15 protein-coding genes are annotated in these 17,823 nt (G+C 69.3%); 8 read left to right on the top strand and 7 right to left on the bottom strand.

Annotated elements, in window-relative coordinates; translation table 11 throughout:
- The first annotated feature begins 200 nt into the window (after positions 1-200).
- On the top strand, positions 201-524 hold the full coding sequence (locus tag AACZ75_RS02925; protein WP_339871142.1) for a DUF1476 domain-containing protein: 324 nt from the start codon (positions 201-203) through the stop codon (positions 522-524).
- 146 nt (positions 525-670) lie between these two features.
- Here AACZ75_RS02925 and AACZ75_RS02920 read toward each other — a convergent pair whose 3' ends face one another.
- The 4 genes from AACZ75_RS02920 to purB all read right to left on the bottom strand — a co-directional run bounded on the left by AACZ75_RS02920 (position 671) and on the right by purB (position 3,943).
- Positions 671-1,282, bottom strand: a complete 612-nt coding sequence (locus AACZ75_RS02920) for a fasciclin domain-containing protein (protein ID WP_339871141.1) — start codon at positions 1,280-1,282, stop codon at positions 671-673.
- Positions 1,283-1,396: 114 nt separating this feature from the next.
- Positions 1,397-1,924: a DNA-deoxyinosine glycosylase gene (locus AACZ75_RS02915; protein WP_339871140.1), complete on the bottom strand. Its 528-nt coding sequence runs from the start codon at positions 1,922-1,924 to the stop codon at positions 1,397-1,399.
- The gene (locus AACZ75_RS02910; RefSeq protein WP_339871139.1) at positions 1,902-2,642 is read right to left on the bottom strand and encodes a 2OG-Fe(II) oxygenase family protein; all 741 of its coding nucleotides are present in this window, start codon (positions 2,640-2,642) and stop codon (positions 1,902-1,904) included. Before AACZ75_RS02910 ends, AACZ75_RS02915 begins: the two co-directional genes overlap by 23 nt.
- On the bottom strand, positions 2,642-3,943 hold the full coding sequence (gene purB, locus AACZ75_RS02905; RefSeq protein ID WP_339871138.1) for an adenylosuccinate lyase: 1,302 nt from the start codon (positions 3,941-3,943) through the stop codon (positions 2,642-2,644). The genes AACZ75_RS02910 and purB overlap by 1 nt, the downstream gene beginning before the upstream one ends.
- A gap of 114 nt (positions 3,944-4,057) precedes the next feature.
- Between purB and AACZ75_RS02900 the strand changes: the two genes are divergently transcribed.
- A complete protein-coding gene (locus tag AACZ75_RS02900; RefSeq protein ID WP_339871137.1) occupies positions 4,058-4,711 on the top strand; it encodes a glutathione S-transferase in 654 nt (217 codons plus the stop codon).
- Positions 4,712-4,926: 215 nt separating this feature from the next.
- On the opposite strand, the gene AACZ75_RS02895 is transcribed toward AACZ75_RS02900, so the two are convergent.
- Positions 4,927-6,588, bottom strand: a complete 1,662-nt coding sequence (locus tag AACZ75_RS02895; protein ID WP_339871136.1) for a lytic transglycosylase domain-containing protein — start codon at positions 6,586-6,588, stop codon at positions 4,927-4,929.
- 140 nt (positions 6,589-6,728) lie between these two features.
- Positions 6,729-7,526, bottom strand: a complete 798-nt coding sequence (locus tag AACZ75_RS02890) for a uracil-DNA glycosylase (RefSeq protein WP_339871135.1) — start codon at positions 7,524-7,526, stop codon at positions 6,729-6,731.
- Between the two features lie 191 nt (positions 7,527-7,717).
- On the opposite strand from AACZ75_RS02890, the gene AACZ75_RS02885 reads away from it, so the two are divergent.
- From AACZ75_RS02885 to AACZ75_RS02860, 6 genes are all read left to right on the top strand, one after another.
- Positions 7,718-9,370 carry an electron transfer flavoprotein-ubiquinone oxidoreductase gene (locus tag AACZ75_RS02885; RefSeq protein ID WP_339871440.1) on the top strand — a complete coding sequence of 551 codons (1,653 nt, stop codon included), beginning with the start codon at positions 7,718-7,720 and terminating at the stop codon, positions 9,368-9,370.
- A 54-nt stretch (positions 9,371-9,424) separates the two neighbouring features.
- Positions 9,425-11,296, top strand: a complete 1,872-nt coding sequence (locus AACZ75_RS02880; RefSeq protein ID WP_339871133.1) for a tetratricopeptide repeat protein — start codon at positions 9,425-9,427, stop codon at positions 11,294-11,296.
- A 6-nt stretch (positions 11,297-11,302) separates the two neighbouring features.
- Positions 11,303-12,169, top strand: a complete 867-nt coding sequence (locus AACZ75_RS02875) for a 4-(cytidine 5'-diphospho)-2-C-methyl-D-erythritol kinase (protein ID WP_339871131.1) — start codon at positions 11,303-11,305, stop codon at positions 12,167-12,169.
- Positions 12,170-12,280: 111 nt separating this feature from the next.
- Positions 12,281-13,189: a glycine--tRNA ligase subunit alpha gene (locus AACZ75_RS02870; RefSeq protein WP_300447973.1), complete on the top strand. Its 909-nt coding sequence runs from the start codon at positions 12,281-12,283 to the stop codon at positions 13,187-13,189.
- A gap of 156 nt (positions 13,190-13,345) precedes the next feature.
- A complete protein-coding gene (gene glyS, locus AACZ75_RS02865) occupies positions 13,346-15,652 on the top strand; it encodes a glycine--tRNA ligase subunit beta (protein WP_339871130.1) in 2,307 nt (768 codons plus the stop codon).
- Positions 15,653-16,031: 379 nt separating this feature from the next.
- Positions 16,032-16,496: a DUF3592 domain-containing protein gene (locus AACZ75_RS02860; RefSeq protein ID WP_339871129.1), complete on the top strand. Its 465-nt coding sequence runs from the start codon at positions 16,032-16,034 to the stop codon at positions 16,494-16,496.
- Between the two features lie 12 nt (positions 16,497-16,508).
- Here AACZ75_RS02860 and AACZ75_RS02855 read toward each other — a convergent pair whose 3' ends face one another.
- Positions 16,509-17,804: an SLC13 family permease gene (locus AACZ75_RS02855; RefSeq protein WP_339871128.1), complete on the bottom strand. Its 1,296-nt coding sequence runs from the start codon at positions 17,802-17,804 to the stop codon at positions 16,509-16,511.
- Between the last annotated feature and the right edge of the window lie 19 nt (positions 17,805-17,823).

Here is a 17,823-nt window from a genome sequence, read left to right as displayed (position 1 = left end):
GCGGCGCGACTGCGGAATCGGGCGGGCGGGAAGATAAGGCGCGCGGACACTAGCGGAAGGCGGGCTGTGATACAAACGACAGTCCCGGTCGTGGACGCGCAGGAACCGCCATGCGCGCGGTTGCGTTCAGCGTGGAGCGGTCTATAGACCTCCGCGACTGCGGGCCTGCTGATGTCCGCGACTGGAGCTTCTGAACGCGTATGACGACCTTTGACGAACGGGAATCCGGATTCGAGTCCAAGTTCGCGCTCGATCAGGATCAGGAATTCAAGGCCATGGCCCGCCGCAACAAGCTGCTGGGCCTGTGGGCTGCCGAAAAGATGGGCCTGTCCGCCGAAAGCGGCGAACAGTACTCCAATGCCGTCGTGCGGGCCGATTTCGAACAGCCCGGCGAAGAGGATGTGTTCCGCAAGATCGCCGGCGACTTCAAGGGATCCGGCATGACCGTCTCCGAAGGCGAGATCCGCTCGAAGATGGACGAATTGGCCTCCATCGCCCGCGACCAGATCCGCACCGGCGAGTAGACCCCGGCCGGGCTGTCGGCCCTCCTCTCGACCCCGGACCAGAAAAAGGGGCCGCTCCAGTGATGGAGCGGCCCTTTTTGCCGGATGACGACCGGGGCCGGCCGTCATCCGGCGTCCGCCGCGCCCGAACGGGCGCGCGGAAACGCTTACGGCATCAGGACCGTGTCGATCACATGAACCATGCCGTTCGACTGGGCGACGTCGGCCTGGGTTATGGTCGAGGTTCCGCCCTTGGCGTCGGTGATGACCCAGCTGCCGTTGGGGCCGGCGGACACCTTGAGCGACTCGCCCTGCACGGTGGTCAGGGTGGCGGTGCCGCCGCTGGCCGTGGCCTGGGCGGCGATGTCCGCGGCGGTCAGGCGACCCGGGACCACATGATAGGTCAGGATCTTGGTCAGGTCCGCCTTGCCGGCCGGAGCCATCAGGCCGGTCACCGTCGCCGCCGGCAGCTTCGCAAAGGCGGCATTGTCCGGTGCGAACACCGTATAGGGACCCGGTCCGTTCAGCGTCTCGACCAGGCCGGCCGTCTGGACGGCGCTGACCAGGGTCGTGAGGTTGGACGCCTTGGCGGCATTGGTGACGATGGTGTCGGACGGGCTCATCGACGCGCCGCCGACCATGGGTTCGGCCGCGGCAGGGGCCATGGCGTCCGCCGGGGCGGCCTCCGGGGCCGGGGCTTCGTTGTTGTTGCAGGCGGCCAGGGCCAGCAGGGCGGCCAGCGAGACGCCGGCGAGAATGGTCGGGCGTGTGATTGTCATCGGTTCTCTCCTGTAAGGCCGCGCATCGGCGGCATTACAGACAGCTACTGTCGGCGCGCGATTTGGATGCATCGCGGGCCGGCGAAAGGGCGCGACATCGTGGCGCACCCCGCTCTAGGGATCGAGGACCTCGCCCAGACCGGCCCAGGCGCGCGCCTTGTCGGCCAGCGGCCGCGCGTGGGCCGGACTGGAGGACGGCAGGTCGATCAGGGTCAGCCCGCCCGCGCCTGTGGCCAGGACCCGCCGCCCGGCCCGGGCCGCCGTCGCGCCGTTGAAGGCCACGGCCCTCAGGTGCGGCAGGGTCGCGACCAGGCCGGTCAGGTCGGCGAACTCCGGATCGCGGATCGCCGTGTCGAGGCTGCCGGTACGGTGCGCGGTGGTGATCACATCCCACAGACCGATTCCGGCGGCCTGCAGCGCCGCCAGCCGCTGCGGATAGGCGAGGTCGACCAGATCGCGTCCGATCACCCCGCCCGTCAGTCGCCAGAAGCCGTTGCGCGGATGGGCATAGTATTGCCCGGCCGCCAGCGACGCATCGCCGGGCAGGCTGCCCAGAATCAGCAGGCGCGTGTGCGCGTCGACGACGGGGGCGAAACCGGCCCGTCGCCGCGTCGCCGGCTCAGCGGGCAGTGGAACCGGCATCCCGGAGCCAGCCGACGATCGACAGCCGCGTGCCCCGGGCATAGGCGGCCACCGGGGCCACGGAATGCAGCTGCGGCACCCGGAACAGGGTCAGGGTGTTCCAGCGCGGGGCATGGCCGCGGGTCACGTCGCCGGCGTCGTCATGAAACAGCAGCTGGCCGCCCCAGTCGGGTCGCCATTCGCGGGTCAGGCCCAGCGTATAGGCGGTCAGCCGGTCGCTGACCTCGCTGCCGACGTCATTGTGCAGGCCGATGAAATCGCCGGGCCGGTAGCGGGTCGCCTGGCCGTCGGCCTTGACCACCTGCGGCTGGCCGGTGACCGAGGCTCCGAAGCGGACAAACTCCTGGTTCAGCCATTCGGTCAGGCCGTGGATCGCATGGCCGGGGTCGCGACCGGCCAGATAGGCGCTGATCAGCGGGTAGCTCAGGTACATGAAACCATACTGACCCCCCGCCCGGGCCAGCATGCCCTTCAGCCGCTCGCGCAGCACCGGCTCGCCGGCAGCGGCGATCTGGGCCCGGGTCAGGACCGCGGGACGGCCGTCCTCGCCCTCGAAGGCCAGGTCCCAGTCGAGGCCCGTCTCCAGCAGGGTGGCCAGCGCGTCCGCGACGGCGGGCTCGAACACATCGGCGATCTGGACGAAGCCGTCCCGGGTATAGGCCCGGGCGGCGGCCTCGGCGTCGATCGCGGGATTGAGTCGAAGCGCCAGGCCGGTCATCAGCTGGCCCCGAACACCCGCGCGAACACCGTGTCGATGTGTTTGGTGTGATAGCCGATGTCGAACAGGGCCTCGAGCTGCGCCTCCGGCAGGGTGACCCGGGCGTCGGCCTTGAGGAAGTCGAGGAACCGGCCCTCGCCGCGCCACACCTTCATCGCGTTCTCCTGCACCGCGGCATAGGCGTCCTCGCGGCTCACCCCCGCCTGGGTCAGGGCCAGCATGACCCGCTGCGAATGCACCAGCCCGCCCAGCAGGTTGAGGTTCTTCTCCATATTGGCCGGATAGACGTTCAGCCGCTCGACCACGCCCGCCAGACGATGCAGGGCAAAGTCCAGGTGGATGGTGGCGTCCGGGCCGATGCCGCGCTCGACCGAGGAATGGCTGATGTCCCGCTCGTGCCACAGGGCGACATTCTCCATCGCCGGCACCACGGCCGAGCGCACCAGACGGGCCAGGCCGGTCAGGTTCTCGGTCAGGATCGGGTTGCGCTTGTGCGGCATGGCCGACGAGCCCTTCTGGCCCTTGTCGAAGAACTCCTCGGCCTCCAGCACCTCGGTGCGCTGCAGATGGCGGATTTCTACGGCCAGTCGCTCGACCGATGACGCCACCACGCCCAGCGCCGCGAAGAAGGCCGCGTGGCGGTCGCGCGGGATCACCTGGGTCGAGACCGGCTCGACGGACAGGCCCATCTTGTCGGCGACATAGGCCTCAACCGCCGGATCGACATTGGCGAAGGTGCCCACGGCCCCGGAGATGGCACAGGTGGCGATCTCTTCCCTGGCGGTCAGCAGGCGGCGCTTCGCCCGCTGGAATTCGGCGTGATAGCCGGCCAGCTTCAGCCCGAAGGTCACCGGCTCGGCGTGGATGCCGTGGCTGCGGCCGACGCAGGCCGTCAGCTTGTGCTCCTTCGCCCGCGTCTCCAGTGCCGCCAGCACCCGGTCGACGCCCGCGACCAGCAGGTCCGAGGCCCGCGCAAGCTGCACCGAGAAACAGGTGTCCAGCACATCGGATGAGGTCATGCCCTGGTGCAGGAAGCGGGCTTCCTCGCCGACGAGCTCCGACACATGGGTCAGGAAGGCGATGACGTCGTGTTTGGTGGTGCGTTCGATCTCGTCGATGCGATCGGCGTCGAACACCACGTCCTTGCCCCTGGCCCAGATGGCCTCGGCGGCGCTGGCCGGGATGGTGCCCAGCTCGGCCATCCGCGTGGCGGCATGGGCCTCGATCTCGAACCAGATCCGGTATTTGGTCTCTTGCGACCAGATGGCGACGGCTTCGGGGCGGGAATAACGAATGATCATGGGCGCGGGGTGTCGGTCCAAGACCCCCGTGAGTCAAGGCGTCGCCCGATCACACGCTTGCATCGACACCGGCCCCGGGTCAGGACAGAGGCGCGTCTGACAGGAGAGAGCAGCATGGAACTGATCATCGGCCCCCGGCTGTATTCGACCTGGTCCCTGCGTCCCTGGCTGGTGCTGAAGCGCTGCGGCGCGGACTTCACGGTGCACGAGATCGACATCCATGCGCCCGAGGGCCAGGCCGAGCTGGCGCGGGTCTCGCCGTCGCGGCTGGTGCCCCTGCTCAAGGTCGAGGGCGAGACCATCTGGGACTCCATGGCCATCTCGGTCTGGTGTGCCGAACGCTGGCCCGAGGCGAAGCTGTGGCCCGCCGACGCCCACGCCCGCTGGCTGGCCCGCTCGGCCGCCTGCGAGATGCACGGCGGCTTCATGGCCCTGCGCACCGAGTGCGGCATGGGACCGGATCACACCATGGTCGGTCCCGACCGCGCGTCCCCGCCGGCCGGCGAGGCCGTGGCCCGCGACCTGCGCCGCCTCGTCGATCTCTGGTCCGGGATGCGGTCCCGCTTCGGTGCGGCCGGGCCGTATCTGTTCGGTGACTGGTCGGTGCCGGACGCCTTCTTCACCCCGGTGGCGACCCGGATCCGGCACTACCAGATCGACCTGGCCGACCATGGAGACACCGACGGCGTGGCCCGCGCCTATGTCGAGGCCCTGCTGGCCCAGCCCGACCTCGCCACCTGGACGGCCGAGGCGCTTACGCCGGGTTAACCGCGCGCGCGAACCGGGACTTAACCGAACGGCGTTAGCTTGATGCCCGCGCTCGAAACCGTCTGCGCAGGAGTCGATCATGGCCGTCCCGCACGCTCAGCATCCGGCAACCGCCCAGGGCCCGGGCCTGCGGGTCTATGGTCTGCTGATCCTGGTGGCCTGCTGCCTGCCGGCCCTGCTGATCGCCAGCCTCATCTGAGGCGGGGGGGCAGGCCTCAGCGACTGCCTTCGACCGACGGCACCTGGGCCATTTCCACCGCCACCGGCGGCGGCGCGACATAGTCCAGACTGATCGGCACCAGGGACGCACCCGAGGCCACGGCGTCCAGCGTGTTCAGCGGCCCGCCCAGCATGCGCTGATAGATCCAGTAGGCGGCGACCACCTTCTCGACGTAGTCCCGCGCCTGCGGCACGTCGATGGTCTCGATCAGCAGCAGCGGATCGGCGTCCTGGCCCAGTTTGCGGATCGCCCCCAGCATCGGACCGGGTCCGGCGTTGTAGGAGGCCGCGGCGCGCAGCAGGTCGCCCTGCAGGGCCGACATCTGCAGCATGCGGTTGATATAGGCCTGGCCCAGTTTCAGGTTCACCGCTGGCTGCAGCAGGCGCTGCGGATCGGTGACGAAGCCGCGGTCACCGGCCAGTTCGGCGGCCGTGGTCGGCATCACCTGCATGATGCCATAGGCCCCGGCGCTCGACCGCGCCTGGGCGTTGAACCCGGTCTCCTTGCGCGCGATCGCATAGACCAGCGCCCGCTCGATGGTGAAGCCACCCTCGGGCTCCAGCACCGGCATCGGATAGCGCCGGGCGTCGATCCGTTCGGCTTCGTCATTTGAGCCGGTGACGCGTGGGCCCAGGGCCCGGGCCAGACCGATCCAAAGGCGTCGGGCCGCGTCGCCGACGGCGCTGTGCAGGCCGCTGCGCAATTCGTTCTGGGCGTCCGTCCGGCGGCCGATCTCGAAATAGGCCACGGTGCGGCGCGCCCGGTCGTCCGACCGGATGAAATCGTCCAGTTCGTCGACCTCGACCCCGATCGGCTCGTCATTGCGGCTCAGCGCGGGCTGCAGGGTCGCCTCATAGGCCCGCGGTCCGTTGTTCTCGATCACCGGCTCCTCGCCCAGCTGACGCAGGGCGATCTGGCCGTAGAAGGTCGCCGGCCAGCGGCTCGCCATCCGCAGGAAATGCTGGACCCGGTCCTGCTGACCGGCGCGTGCGGCGGATTTGGCGCTCCAGACGGCGGCTCCGGCGCGCACCCAGGCGTCTTCGGTCGGATCGTTGGCCACGCGTTCGAAGGCGCGCAGGGACCGGCCGAACTCGGCCTGGCGATAGGTCGCCAGCCCGACGATCCACCAGTCGCCGATCTGTTCGCCGATGGTGATCGCCCCGGGCAGGTTGTTGCCGTTATAGGCGATCCGGGCGGCCTTCATCGGGTCGCCGGCCGCCTGGCCGCCCTCGGCGGTGACAAGACTGTCCCAGCTGCGTTCACTGACGCTCGGCGGGCGTTTCGGCTCGGGCGCGCCATCGGGACGGCGTCGCAGGGCCAGATCATAGGCGCGCGGGGCGTCCGGCAGGTCGCTGAATTCCTCGAGCCAGGCGCACAGGTCTTCATAAGTGGCGACATAGTCGCGATGGAACAGGCGCTCGAACTCGACCTGTCCCACCAGCACATGGTCATTTGCCTGGCGCGCCGAGGCGCGGGCCAGCTCGAGATCCCCCCGGCGCAGGGCGTCGAAGGCGGTGGTGTAGCTGAGGCGGTCGGCCGAACTCAGGGTGCTGGGCGCATTACGGGGTTCGTCCGGGCCCGCCGTCGCGGTCGTGGCGACGGCTGAAAGGGCCAGCACCAGTGCGGGCGCAAGAAGGGCATGGCAGAAACGGAACATGTCTGGCGGCCCCCCTGGCGGTCGTGGTGCGGTGCGTCTCGAAACGGACCCGTGACACACCTGTGTTCGGTGATCAGGCAACATTGGTGCCAGACCCTGCATCCGGGTCCACCGTGTTCGCCTTTTGGGGCGATATTGAGTCAGGCGGTCGTCGAATGGCCGTCCAGGCGGGCCGTCAGGGCCAGCAGATCGGCCCAGACCTGCCGCTTGGCCTGGGGCTGGCGCAACAGGAAGGCCGGGTGCAGGGTCGGCATGACCGGCACGACGAAGCCGCCCTCGGGCAGATGCCAGTCTTTCCACTGGCCGCGCAGCCGCATGATGCCCTCCTCGCTGCCCAGCACCGAGCGCGCCGCCGCCGCCCCGACCAGCAGCACGACCCGGGGCCGCATCAGGTCGCAGACCCGGTCGACGAACGGCGCGCACACCGCCTGCTCCTGCGCCGTGGGGCTGCGGTTGCCGGGTGGCTTCCAGTAGACGGTGTTGGTGATGAAGACCCGGTCGGTCAGGCCGGCGGCCTCCAGCATCCGGTCCAGCAATCGTCCGGCCTGGCCGACGAAGGGCGCGCCCTGGGCGTCTTCCTCGGTGCCCGGGCCCTCGCCGATGATCAGGACGGGGGCTGCGGGGTCGCCCCGGGCGAACACCGACCGGCTCGCGCCGAGGCCACTCAGCGGGCAACCCCCGAACCCCGCGATGGCGTCGGCCAGCGCCGCCATGTTTTCGGCGGCTGCCGCCAGCCGGCGCGCCTCGGTCCGGGCCGCGTCGGTATCCGGTCGGGCCACGACCGCCGCGGTCGCCCGCGCCACGGCCTTCAGGGCCGGGGGCGGCTGGACATGGGTGCGGTCGACGGGACCATCCTCGAAGCAGGCGTCGACCCCCGCATCGCGCCAGAAGGCGAGCAGGCTTTCGGTCGCGGCGGTGTCGGATGGCGGCATGTTCATGGGTTCTGACAGGGATAAGCCTTGACCGCCCCCGCGTCACGTTCCGATAAGACAGGGATTACAGAAATGACCGGGAACAGAGCTTCATGGCCGAGCAAGCGATCGAGGGCGGTGCCGTCAACCCGGCGCAGGAAGCCATCATCGACAACCTGCCGCCGCTGGAGGCCCTGACGGGCGTCGAGCGCGAGGTCATGGACTATGACGTCGTCATCGTGGGCGGCGGCCCCGCCGGCCTGTCCGCCGCCATTCGCCTGAAGCAGAGGGCGGAAAGGGACGGTAAGGAGATCTCCGTCGCTGTTCTGGAAAAGAGCGCCGAGATCGGCGGCCACATCCTGTCCGGCGCGGTCATCGACCCCCGGGCCCTGAACGAGCTGTTCCCCGACTGGAAGGCCCGCGGTGCCCCGCTGGAAACCCCGGTGACGAAGGACCGCTTCATGGTGCTGGGTCCGATGGGCCAGATCAGCCTGCCGATGTTCGCCCTGCCGCCGATGATGCACAACCACGGCTGCTACATCGCCTCGCTCGGCAACCTGTCGCGCTGGCTGGGTGAGCAGGCCGAGGCCCTGGGCGTTGAGGTCTACCCCGGCATGGCCGCCAGCCATGTCGTCTGGGACGAACCGTCCGGCCGGGTGAAGGGCGTCGTCGCCGGCGTCTTCGGCATCGACCGCGAGGGCAGGCCGACCGGTGATTTCCAGCCCGGTATCGAACTGCACGGCAAATACGTCTTCATCGCCGAGGGCGTGCGCGGCTCGCTGGCCAAGACCATCATGGCCCGCCACAAGCTGGCCGCCGACTGCCAGCCGCAGAAATACGGCATCGGCCTCAAGGAGCTGTGGCAGGTCCCGGCCGAGAAACACCAGCCCGGCCTGGCCCAGCACACCACCGGCTGGCCGCTGGACGAGCACACCGGCGGTGGCAGCTTCATGTACCATTTCGGCGATCGCTATGTGGCGATCGGCTATGTCGTGCACCTGAACTACAAGAACCCCTTCCTGTCGCCGTTCGACGAGTTCCAGCGCTTCAAGCACCATCCGGCCATCAGTGAACACCTCGAGGGCGGCACCCGCATCTCCTATGGCGCGCGGGCCATCACCGAGGGCGGCTTCCAGTCGGTGCCGAAACTGGCCTTCCCGGGCGGCGCGCTGATCGGCTGCTCGGCCGGCTTCGTCAATGTGCCGCGCATCAAGGGCAGCCACAATGCGATGAAGACCGGCATGCTGGCCGCCGACGCCGCCTATGAGGCCGTCATCGCCGGACGGGCCGGCGACACCCTGGTCGAATACCAGGCCGCCTACGATCACAGCTGGGTCCGCAAGGAGCTGAAGACCGTCCGCAACGCCAAGCCGCTGCTGTCGAAATACGGCACCACCCTCGGCGGGGCGCTCGGCGTGTTCGACCTGTGGTGCGGGGCCCTGTTCGGTGGCTTCTCGCTGTTCGGCACCCAGAAGCACGGCAAGACCGACGCGGCCTCGACCGAACTCGCGTCGAAACATGCGCCGATCGCCTATCCGAAACCGGACGGCAAGCTCAGCTTCGACAAGCTCAGCTCGGTGTTCATCTCCAACACCAACCACGCCGAGGAACAGCCGGCCCATCTGAAGCTGCTGAACCCGTCGATCCCGATCGCCGTCAACCTGCCGAAATACGGCGAACCGGCCCGGCTCTACTGCCCGGCCGGGGTCTATGAGGTGCTGTACGACGAGGACGGCCGGTCCAATCCGCGCTTCCAGATCAACGCCCAGAACTGCGTCCACTGCAAAACCTGCGACATCAAGGACCCGTCGCAGAACATCGTCTGGACCACGCCCGAGGGCGGCGGCGGGCCGAACTATCCGAATATGTGATCGTCCCGGGCGTGAGGCCTTGCGAGCGCCTTACAAAGCGGTGAGGGTTATTGCATGCGCCTCATTCGTCTGATCACCTCCGCTTCCGTCGCCGGCCTGATGTCGGTGGGCTTTGCCGCATCGACCCTGGCCCAGGAGGTGCCCCCCGGCATCGCCGTGCCGGCCGGCCCGGTCCAGCCCGCACCGGTGCCGAGACTGCCGGAAATCGTGCCCGGGCCCACGGATTCTGAGGCCATCCCCGTCGAGGCTGTTGAGGACGCCGAGGTTGCGGAGCCGGAAATCATCCCGATTCCCGCCGTCTGGGCCCCGGTTCCGCGCAATGCCGAGGGCCGGTCGGCCTACGGTCTGTATCTGGCCGGGCGTCTGGCCCAGTCGCGGGGTCTGGGCGAGACCGGGGCCGCCCTGTACGCCGATGTCGAGGCCCTGACCCCGGAGCAGCCCGCGGTGCGGCTGCAGACCTTCACCGCGGCCCTGTTGTCCGGCGATCTCGACCTGGCCGCCCGCCTGCGGCCGTCGGGCGACGGCGTGCCGCCGGTGATCAGCGAGGCCGGCCGTCTTGTCGCGGTGGTCCAGGCCTTCGTGCATGACGATCCGGCCGCCGGTCTGGCCGAACTCCGCGTCGCCCCGATCGGCCAGCCGCACGCCCGCGCCGGCCTCTATGTCCGGCCCTGGATTGCCGCCGCCGCCGGTGACTGGGACCTGGCCCTGGGGCAGCCGTCCGCCACCGCGACCGATCCGACGTCGCTGTTCATGCGCCACAGCCGCGCGCTGCTGCTGGAAAACCACCGCCAGTATGCCGAGGCCGAGGCTGCCTTCGCGACCCTGACCGCGAGTCCGCTGGGGGCCCAGCTGTTCCGTCGCTCCTATGCCGAATACCTGGAACGGCGCGGCAAGCGGGCCGAGGCCCTCGCGGTCTATGACGCCGCCATCGCCGGGGGCAGCACGGATCCGACCGTGACCCGGGGACGGGCGCGCCTGCTGGCCCGGGGGCGGCCCCCGGCCGCGCCGACCCTGCGTGCCGGGGCGGCGGACATCCTGACCATCGCCGCGATCCAGGCCTCGACCGAGGGCGGGGCCGAGGTCGCCGCCGTCTATCTGCGCCTGGCCCTGAACCTCGACCCCAACGACCTGACCCGGTTCCGGCTGGGTCAGGCCCTGGCCGCGGCCGGACGCGAGGTCGACGCGCGTGACGTCCTGGCCCGTGTCACCCCCGCCGATCCGGCGCTCTATGGTCAGGCGCGCATGGAGATGGGGCGCAGCCTCCAGCGCGAGGAAAAGGCCGAGGCCGCCCTCGACGAGTTCAACCGGGCGGCGGCGTCCGTGCCGGACGAGGCCGAGGTCGCCTATGTCCTGGCTTCCCAGCTGATCCAGCTCAACCGCTATGACGAGGCCCTGGACATTCTCAACGGGCCGTTGCTCAACATCGCCGGCCAGCCGTTCGAGATCCATTTCGTGCGCGGCGTCGCCTATGAGTCGCTGGGCCGGATCGATGAGGCCGAGGCCGAACTGTGGGCCGCGTTGCAGGCCCGGCCCGACGACCCGACCGTGCTCAACTATCTCGGCTACCTCTGGGTCGACAGCGGCAAGCGGGTGGCCCAGGGGGCGGAGATGATCGCCCGGGCCCACGCGGCCGAACCCGACAACGGCAATATCCAGGACTCCCTCGGCTGGGCCCAGTATCGCCAGGGTCAGTACGAGATCGCGGTGGACACGCTGGAGGCGGCGGTGGCCAAGGAGCCGGCCAATGCCGAGATCAACGACCATCTCGGCGACGCCTACTGGCAGGTCGGCCGCCGGCGCGAGGCCGGTTTCCAGTGGGAGCGGGTTCTGACTCTCGACCCCGATGCCGACCAGCGCGCCGAGGTCGAACGCAAGCTGAGCGAGGGGCTGGCCCCCGCCGTCCCGGTCTCGGGCACCGGAGCCTAGATCCCCGTGCGTCGCGACGCCCTGGCCCCGGCCAAGGTCAATCTGTTCCTGCACGTCGGGCCCCTGGACCGTGACGGCTATCATCCGCTCGCCAGCCTCGTGGCCTTCGCCGACCTCGGCGACCGGCTGAGGGTCGCGCCGGCCGGATCGCCACCACTGGCCGTGACCGGCCCCTTCGCCGGGGCCCTGGCGGGCGAGGGCGACAATCTGGTGTTGCGCGCCCTGCGCGGCCTCGATGCCGCCCTGCCCCTGGTGCTGGACAAGCAGTTGCCGGTCGCCGCCGGTCTGGGCGGTGGCTCGGCCGACGCCGGGGCGGCCCTGCGTCTGGCCCGGCGCGTTCTCGCCCGCGACCAGGATGACGCGACCCTGCTGGCCGTGGCCGGGAACATCGGTGCCGACGGCCCCATGTGTCTGTTCGCCCGGCCGGTCTGGGCCGAGGGCCGGGGCGACCGGATGACTCCCGAACCGGCCCTGCCGCCGCTGGCCGCTGTGCTGGTCAATCCCGGCGTGCCGTCGCCGACCGGAGCTGTCTATCGGGCCTATGACGCGGGTCCGGCGGCCGCTGTCGACCGCCCGGCCCCGCCGGCCGACTGGCGGGTCACGACGGTGATCGACTGGCTGGGGCGGCAGCGCAATGACCTTCAGGCCCCGGCCGTGGCCCTGTGCCCGCCCATCGGAGCGGCCCTCGAGGCCGTGGCCGCCACCCCGGGCGTGCGCCTGGCCCGGATGTCCGGTTCGGGGGCCACCGTGTTCGGCCTGTGCGCCGATGCCGTCACCGCCCGCGCCGCCGCCGCCGCCCTGTCGGCCGCCCATCCGGACTGGTGGGTCCGGGCGACCGTTCTCGGCCACGGTCTCGACCCCGACGATCACTGATCCGGCCCTGCGCCGTGCCGGATGGCTAATCGGCCCGCCTCCAGTTGAAGTCGATCGCCGCGAGCCCTAGGGTCCGCCGTCATTTTTTGCGTCTGCGAAGCGGCCCGCCCCTTGCCCCATTCGACCGAACCTCTCGCCTTCCAGGACCTGATCCTGACGCTTCAGAAATACTGGGGCGACCAGGGCTGCGCCCTGCTGCAGCCCTATGACATCGAGGTCGGGGCCGGCACCCTGCACCCGGCCACCGTGCTTCGCGCCCTGGGCCCGCGCCCGTGGAAGGCCGCCTATGTCCAGCCGTCGCGTCGCCCGGGCGACGGCCGCTATGGCGAAAACCCCAACCGCCTCCAGCACTATTACCAATTCCAGGTCATCCTGAAGCCCAACCCCGACAACCTTCAGGAACTCTATCTGGGCTCGCTGGCGGCGATCGGCATCGATCCGAAACTGCACGACATCCGCTTCGTCGAGGACGACTGGGAGAACCCCACGGTCGGGGCCTGGGGTCTGGGCTGGGAGGTCTGGTGCGACGGGATGGAGGTGACCCAGTTCACCTATTTCCAGGGCGTCGGCGGCATCGAGGTCGATGTCGTCTCGGGCGAACTGACCTACGGCCTGGAGCGTCTGGCCATGTATGTCCAGGGCGTCGACAGCGTTTACGACCTCGTCTTCGCCAGGGGCGTGAACGGGGAAAAGCCGATCACCTACGGCGAGGTCTTCCTCGAGAACGAACGCCAGCAGTCCGAGGCCAATTTCCACGGCTATGACGTCGACGGCCTCAAGCGCCGCTTCGAGGACATGGTCGCCGAGGTCGAACGCTTCCTGGCGATGAAGGGCCCGCAGGACCAGGCCCTGGTCCTGCCCGCCTATGACCAGGTGCTGAAGGCCAGCCATCTGTTCAACCTGATGGACGCCCGCGGCGCCATCGCCGTCGCCGAACGCCAGAGCTACATCGGCCGCATCCGTGACCTGTGTAAGGCCTGTGCGAGCGAATGGGTTGAACAGGAAAGAGGTAGGGCGTGAGCATTCATATCCGCTCATCCCGGCGGAAGCCGGGACCCCGTTCTTTCGTGAGGTACGCTGCGTGGGACTTCGGTCGGCGCGCACCCGTGATTTTGGATCACCCAATGCACTGGGTCCCGGCTTCCGCCGGGATGAGCGGAATAATTTGAGATCCTGATGCCCCAACTTCTCATCGAACTCTTCTCCGAAGAAATCCCCGCCCGGATGCAGGCCGGGGCCGCGCGCGATCTCGAGCGGATGGCAACCGAACGGCTCAGGGCCGCGGGCCTGACCTGGGACTCGCTGACCACCTTCGCCGGGCCGCGCCGCCTGACCCTGGTGGTCGAGGGCCTGCCGACGGCGACGCCGGACCGCGAGGAAGAGGTCAAGGGGCCCCGCACCTCGGCCCCGGACCAGGCGCTGGACGGCTTCCTGCGCAAGACCGGCCTCGGCAAGGACCAGCTGACCGACCGCGACGGTGTCTGGATGGCCGTGATCGCCTCCAGGGGCGTGCGCACCACCGATGTCGTCGCCACCATGGTCGACCAGATCGTGCGCGGCTTCCCCTGGCCGAAATCGATGCGCTGGGGCTCCGGCACATTGCGCTGGGTGCGGCCGCTCAAGCGGATCGTCGCCCTGTTCGACGGCCATGTCGTGCCGTTCGAGATCGACGGCATCAAGAGCGACAACGTCACCGAAGGCCACCGCTTCATGGGCCCCGGCAAGCCGTTCGCGGTGCGCGACTTCGCCGACTACCGCCACAAGCTGCGCGACCACCATGTCATCCTCGACGCCGCCGAACGCCGCCTGCACATCCTCGAGGCGGCCCGGGCCACCTGCCACGCCCGCGGGCTGGAGCTGGTCGATGACGACGGCCTGCTGGACGAGGTCGCAGGCCTGGCCGAATGGCCGACCCCGATCCTCGGGGACATGGACCCCGCCTTCCTCAGCCTGCCGCCCGAGGTGGTGAAGCTGTCGATGAAGGTGCACCAGAAATATTTCGCGGTTCGCCGTCCCGGCCAGCCCGGCCTGGCCCCGCATTTCCTCGTGGTCGCCAATGTTGAGGCCAGCGACGGCGGCACCGCCCTGGTCGCCGGCAACAGCCGCGTCCTGTCGGCGCGGCTGGATGACGCCCGCTTCTTCTGGGACGAGGACCTGAAGACCGGCTTCGACGTCTGGGCGAAGAAGCTGGAAGGCGTCACCTTCCACGCCAAACTGGGCACCCTGGCCGACCGCGTCGACCGCATCGCCGCCCGCGCCCGCGAAATCGCCCCCCTGGTCGGGGCCGACCCGGATCAGGCCGAACGCGCCGCCCGCCTGTCGAAAGCCGATCTGGCGAGCGCCATGGTCGGGGAATTCCCCGAACTGCAGGGGGTGATGGGCGGGTATTACGCGCGGGCCGCCGGCGATCCCGACGCCATCGCCGACGCCGTGCGCGACCACTACAAGCCGCAGGGTCCTGCCGACTCCGTGCCCACCGCCCCCCTGACCGTGGCCGTGGCCCTGGCCGACAAGCTGGACACCCTGGTCGGCTTCTTCGCCATCGACGAAAAGCCCACCGGCTCCAAGGACCCCTTCGCCCTGCGACGGGCTACGCTCGGATTTACGCGCTCAGTTGTAGAATCGAACGTGAGCGTCTCACTCGATCAGTTGGTTTGGAATTCGGCGGCCAGTTTGATCCGACAGATGGCGGCTAAGCCCAACTTCCTCCTGACGGAGAGACTGTCGGCAGAGCAAACGCAGACGCTTCGAGATGAAGCTCTGAACCGAGGGTACGGCTTTGCCGAAGAGCTGGCACGAAGCGAAGCGGTGAAGTCGATCGAGTTCGATTTGGAGAAGTGGCGTCTCGGCACTGCAAGCGCATGGCTGACTGTCGATCCGCTGCCGGTCGGGCGAGAGTGGCTCATGGCTGACCTTGAACCTCAGCTCGAAGTATCGTTCTCGCGCTGGAAAGCTCTTACGGGAACGTTGATCCCCTTCTTCGCCGACCGTCTGAAGGTCCTGCTCCGCGACCAGGGCAAGCGCCACGACCTCGTCGACGCGGTGTTCGCCCTCGGTGATGACGACCTCGTTCGCATCGTGCGGCGGGTCGAGGCGCTGGACGCCTTCCTCGCCACCGACGACGGGGCCAATCTGCTGGCGGGCAACAAGCGCGCCGCCAACATCCTGCGCGCCGAGGCGAAGAAGGGCCCGCTGCCGACCGGCGAACGCCAGACCGATCTGGCTGGTGAACCCGCGGCCGAGACCGCCCTGGCCCAGGCCGTCATCGCCGCCCGCGCCGGGGTCGACGCCGCCCTCGCGGCCGAGGATTTCGCCGCCGCCATGACCGCCCTGTCGCGCCTGCGCGGCCCGGTCGACACCTTCTTCACCGATGTGATGGTCAATTCCGAGATCCCCGAGGAACGCGACAACCGCCTGAAACTTCTGGGCCAGGTCCGCGACGTCATGGGCCGCGTCGCCGACTTCGGCCTGATCGCGGGGTAGGTCCCCAAAGCCCCTCTCCCGTGGGGAGAGGGGTTGGGGAGAGGGTGTACGGTGTTACCCCGGGCGCACCGAAATCTCGCCCGTTCGCGCCGAAGTGCCCTCAAACAGCAGTCGTCATCCTCCGGCAAGCCGCGTCTGCGCGGCGCAGACCGGGGGACCCAGCGGCGCGCGACAGCGCGATCTGTTCACGCACAAGGCGACGGACAGATTTCGCGATCGCTGACGCGACCGCGCCGCTGGGTCCCCCGGTCCCGGCTGCGCCTCGCCGGAGGATGACGACAGCAGGGGGAAAGCCCCGTCTCCACCGAAGGACTGGTCAAGCGCGATCACTGCGCCCACTCTCCGGACCGGGGTCGGTTCAGTCAGAGGAAGTTCGTCGATGGGCATGGGTATGGTCGCGCTGGCCCTGATCGTCATCGCCGGGGCCTGGATCTACTATCGCCTGGCCCTGGGCCGGTCCGAGACGGCGGCGCTGTGGCCCAGTGTGACCGGGACGGTCACTGCCTCGCGCTATCAGGAAAGCCCGGTTGCGACGGCGGACGGAGACGAGCACATCCGCTATTTCGCCAATGTCGCCTATCGCTATGAGGTCGACGGCAAGCCCTACAACTGTGAACGGATCGCCTTCCACGGCATCGATCCGCACACCCGGCTGCTGGCGGTCCAGGCCATCGTCGACCGCTATCCGGCCGGGGCGACGGTGCGGGTTCGCTACAATCCGGACGACCCGGGCGAGGCGGTGCTGGAGGTGCGGCGGCCGTCGCGGGTCACGCCGTTGCTTATCACCGCGATCGGACTGGCCCTGCTGGTCGCCGGGGTCTGGGTGATGATGCAGTCCGCCTGACGGCCCCCGAAATCAGAACGGGAAGAACAGCGGAATGGTCGCGACGCCGGCGATCCAGGTGACCAGGTTCAGCGGCACGCCGACCTTGACGAAATCCATGTATTTGTACTTGCCGACCTGGAAGACGAGCACATTGGTCTGATAGCCGAACGGGGTGGCGAAGGCGGCGCTGGCGGCCATCATCACCCCGATCAGGAAGGGCCGCGGCTCGACGCCGAGGCTCTCGGCCAGGGCCACCGCCACCGGGGTGATCAGCACGGCCACGGCGGCGTTGGACAGCAGTTCGGTAGCGAACAGCGTCACCCCGTACAGGATCGCCAGCGCCGCCCACGGGCCCAGCGGCCGGATGAAGTCGATCAGCAGTTCGGTGCCGGCGGCGGCCAGGCCGGTAACCTCGATCGCCAGGCCGACGACCACCATGCCGGCGATCAGCAGCAACACCTCGGGCCGCAGGCCGGCATAGGCCTCCTCCGGGGTGATGATGCGCATCAGGATCAGGATCACGGCCCCGGCGAAGGCCGAGGCGGCGATCGGCGCGATGCCCAGGGCGGCGGCGGCGATCACCGCGACGAACACCCCCATGGCGACCATGGCCTGGCGGGCCCGGAACGGCCGGTCGACGGCAAACAGCTCCAGGTCGCCCAGCATGCCGTCACCGGTCTGCTCGTGCGGGCCGTGGCCCTCGCCGTCATCGGCCCCGTTGGCCAGCAGCCGGCTGCCGAAGAAGAACAGATAGGCCCCGCCGACCGCGGCGATGATCAGGGCCACCGGGGTGATCTCGAACATGCCGAACACCGGCTGGCCGGCGTTGCGGGCCATGTCATTGACCAGCAGGTTGGTCGAGGTGCCGATCAGGGTGCAGGCCCCGCCCATGATGGCGATGTAGCTGAGCGGGATCAGGAACCGCTTCGGCGACAGGTTCATCGAACTGGCGACATCGCGCACCACCGGCGCGGCCAGCACCACGATCGGGGTGTTGTTGAGAAAGGCCGAGGCCCCGCCGCACAGGATGATGACCAGCCACAGGCCCAGCTTGCCCAGCTTGGCGCAGAGGACCGTCGCCTGGCGGATCAGCAGCCCCATCAGCCCGGTCAGTTCGATGGCGTAGGCGATGACGAACAGGCAGGCCAGGGCGATGACGGCCGGGCTGGCGAAGGCCCCCTGGACCTCGACGGGGCGAATGACCCCCAGCAGCAACAGGGCGGCGGCCGCCGACAGCGCGGCGACGTCAGAACGCACCTTGCCGTGGATCAGCACCCCGACCACCGCTACCAGGACGACAAGCGCCGCGATCTGATCGAAACTCATAACCTTTGCAGACCCCCCC

The sequence above is a fragment of the uncultured Brevundimonas sp. genome, from assembly GCF_963975535.1.
Classification (GTDB): domain Bacteria; phylum Pseudomonadota; class Alphaproteobacteria; order Caulobacterales; family Caulobacteraceae; genus Brevundimonas.
This window is presented reverse-complemented; position numbering and strand designations above follow the sequence as displayed.